Here is a 3,170-nt window from a genome sequence, read left to right as displayed (position 1 = left end):
GCCCTGTAAGGGCGCTACGTACATGGAAGAGGGCACACCCGGTGCTGGAAATGGACCTTGAGTTCCTCAATGCCAATGCCTGTTGGATGGTGAGCCCAGTCGTGGTCAGCAACATTGATGATTTTGCTGGCATCATGCTGCTTGCGGGCGAAACGGTGGTTGCCGGTGAGACCCGTTTATACGAAATTAATGGCTAAGCCATCCGGCTGAGGCTAGTCTGCAAGGGTGGGAAGCAATTCCTGCCTTTTTTATCAGATTCCCGCAACGAACGGTTGTTTCACCTCCGTGCTTTGTGGATCATGCTCCGTTATTTTATAGCTAATGTGCGCTATGCATTATTGAGGAAATTGAGATGAGTGAGGCTGAAGCCCGCCCAACTAACTTTATTCGTCAGATCATTGACGAAGATCTGGCGAACGGTAAGCATACCACCGTGCATACCCGCTTCCCGCCTGAGCCGAACGGTTACCTGCATATTGGTCATGCAAAATCGATCTACCTGAACTTTGGCATTGCTCAGGATTATCAGGGGCAGTGCAATCTGCGTTTTGATGACACTAACCCGGTAAAAGAAGACCTAGAGTTTGTTGAGTCAATCAAACGTGACGTGCAGTGGCTTGGCTTTGAGTGGAGCGGCGAAGTACGCTACTCATCTGACTATTTCGAACAGCTGCACAACTATGCGGTTGAGCTGATCGGTAAAGGTCTGGCTTACGTTGACGAACTGTCACCTGAGCAGATCCGTGAATACCGTGGTAGCCTGACGGTGCCGGGTAAAAATAGCCCTTATCGTGACCGTAGCGTGGAAGAGAACCTCGCGCTGTTTGCCAAAATGCGCGCCGGTGGTTTTGCTGAAGGCACCGCCTGCCTGCGTGCTAAAATCGATATGGCGTCCAACTTCATAGTGATGCGCGATCCGGTCATCTACCGCATTAAATTTGCCGAGCACCATCAGACCGGCAACAAGTGGTGCATCTATCCGATGTACGATTTCACCCACTGCATCTCCGATGCGCTAGAAGGGATCACCCACTCGCTGTGTACGCTGGAGTTCCAAGATAACCGTCGCCTATATGACTGGGTGCTCGACAACATTACCATCCCGATGCATCCGCGCCAGTACGAGTTCTCACGCTTGAATCTCGAATACGCCATTATGTCCAAGCGTAAGCTCAACCTGCTGGTCACTGAGAAAGTAGTCGAGGGCTGGGATGACCCGCGCATGCTGACCGTGTCTGGTCTGCGTCGCCGCGGTTACAGCGCCGAATCAATTCGTGAGTTCTGCCGCCGTATTGGCGTGACTAAACAGGACAACAACGTGGAAATGGCCGTGCTGGAATCCTGTATTCGCGACGATCTCAATGAAAACGCGCCGCGTGCGATGGCGGTTCTGGACCCGGTAAAAGTGGTGATTGAAAACCTGCCTGCGCATTATGAAGAGATGATCAGCATGCCGAATCACCCGAGCAAGCCCGAGATGGGCACGCGCGAAGTGCCGTTTAGCCGTGAGATCTGGATCGATCGCGCAGACTTCCGTGAAGAAGCTAATAAGCAGTACAAGCGTCTGATGATGGGCAAAGAAGTGCGCCTGCGCAATGCCTACGTGATCAAAGCTGAGCGCGTAGCCAAAGATGAAGGTGGCAACATTACCTGCCTGTTCTGCACCTGTGATGTGGATACCCTGAACAAAGATCCGGCCGATGGTCGTAAAGTAAAAGGCGTGATCCACTGGGTGTCAGCTGTTCACAGCCTGCCCACGGAGTTCCGCCTGTATGACCGTCTGTTCAACGTGCCAAACCCGGGCGCAGCAGAAGATTTCCTGACTACCGTTAACCCGGAATCCCTAGTTATTCGTCAGGGTTACGTCGAAGCGGTCATGCAGCAGGCTGAAGCTTCTGCACCTTACCAGTTCGAACGTGAAGGTTACTTCTGTGCCGACAGCGTTTACTCCAGCGCCAGCAATCTGGTGTTTAACCGCACCGTTAGCTTGCGCGATACCTGGGCGAAAATCGGCGAATAAGCCGTAATCAGCGATGTAAGTGGGCGATGATTCACCCTTTTTTCGTCTGCTGAATGTCGTTATCAGCGACTTAATCTTACCTGACGGAGATTGTATGTCTGGATTAGCCGAACAAGCCAGCTTCAGCGTGATTGTGCTGCATGAACTGATCACTGAAGTGTTTCACGGCGACGGCAGTAAAGTGCCCGAACCGCTCGGTCATTTTGATCCCGAATTCACGATGGTCACTTCCGCTGGAAAACGCATCGCTGGTCAGGAGCAACAAGAAACTGGAGCTGGCAGGATAAAGTCTGGCTGAATCCGGAGCGGGAAACGCTGGCCGCATAGGTCAACTGAGGCGACAACTACCTTGACACGCACCGGTTTTGTTACCGTTTCTCGCTAAGGATTTGCCATGGCTGTGCCTGCTTCTGCTGCTTCGTTACCTCCACGCTGTGGGGGACCTTAATCATCAGCGGCACCATTATTGGTGCCGGGATGTTCTCCCTGCCGGTGGTCATGTCGGGTGCGTGGTTCCTCTGGTATTCACTATTACTGATCCTCACTTGGTTTTGCATGCTGCTTTCCGGGCTGCTCTATCTTGAGGCCAGTCTGCATTATCCGGCAGGCGCCAGCTTCGATACCGTCACGCGCGACCTGCTAGGGCGCAGCTGGAATCTGGTTAACGGACTGTCGGTGGTTTTTGTGCTCGGCATTCTGACCTACGCCTATATCTCCGCCAGCGGGGCGATTATTCATCAGCATAGCCTGAGTCAGCTGAGTGTCGATCTCTCTACCCGCACCGCCGGGCTACTGTTTGCGCTGCTGGTGGCGCTGTTTATCTGGCTGGGATACGGCCGTGGTTAGCCGCATGACGCTGATATTTCTCGGCGCGAAGGTGATCACATTCCTGATGATTTTTGGCGGCTTGTTGTGGCACATCCAGCCGGTAAATCTGCTCGACAGCGCGGCGGCAGACAGCCACTACCTGCGTTATCTCTCGCCCATACCCACTCGAAACGCAACAAAGTGACCCACTGACCAGCCCCGGATAAAATCACCGTTCTGGCCCTACTGGAGAGCCTGTTGCATGCAGGGAAAACATCTGACTCAGAAAGAATGGTTCTACATCGAAAAGCAGCGGGGTGAAGGCCTCAACCAAGCTACCATC

Annotated in this window: 3 protein-coding genes and 1 pseudogene; all 4 read left to right on the top strand. The window is 53.2% G+C overall.

Annotated elements, in window-relative coordinates; translation table 11 throughout:
* A partial coding sequence (locus BBW68_RS15200; protein WP_148127479.1) for a hypothetical protein occupies positions 1-197 on the top strand: 197 nt, incomplete at its 5' end.
* Between the two features lie 155 nt (positions 198-352).
* Positions 353-2,020, top strand: a complete 1,668-nt coding sequence (glnS, locus tag BBW68_RS00290; RefSeq protein WP_070133527.1) for a glutamine--tRNA ligase — start codon at positions 353-355, stop codon at positions 2,018-2,020.
* A gap of 94 nt (positions 2,021-2,114) precedes the next feature.
* Positions 2,115-2,318, top strand: a complete 204-nt coding sequence (locus tag BBW68_RS00285; RefSeq protein ID WP_070133526.1) for a hypothetical protein — start codon at positions 2,115-2,117, stop codon at positions 2,316-2,318.
* Positions 2,319-2,414: 96 nt separating this feature from the next.
* Positions 2,415-2,999 (top strand): annotated as a pseudogene (locus BBW68_RS00280) (aromatic amino acid transport family protein); the annotation flags it as partial.
* Positions 3,000-3,170: the final 171 nt, after the last annotated feature.

The organism is Candidatus Erwinia dacicola (assembly GCF_001756855.1).
Classification (GTDB): Bacteria; Pseudomonadota; Gammaproteobacteria; order Enterobacterales; family Enterobacteriaceae; genus Erwinia; species Erwinia dacicola.
Note: the sequence above shows the minus strand (reverse complement) of the source record. Positions and strands in the feature narration are given on the sequence as shown.

Excerpts from the sequence above, each read along its gene's own strand:
- glnS (WP_070133527.1), top strand. The coding sequence starts at position 353 with ATGAGTGAGGCTGAAGCCCGCCCAACTAACTTTATTCGTCAGATCATT.
- BBW68_RS00285 (WP_070133526.1), top strand. The coding sequence starts at position 2,115 with ATGTCTGGATTAGCCGAACAAGCCAGCTTCAGCGTGATTGTGCTGCAT.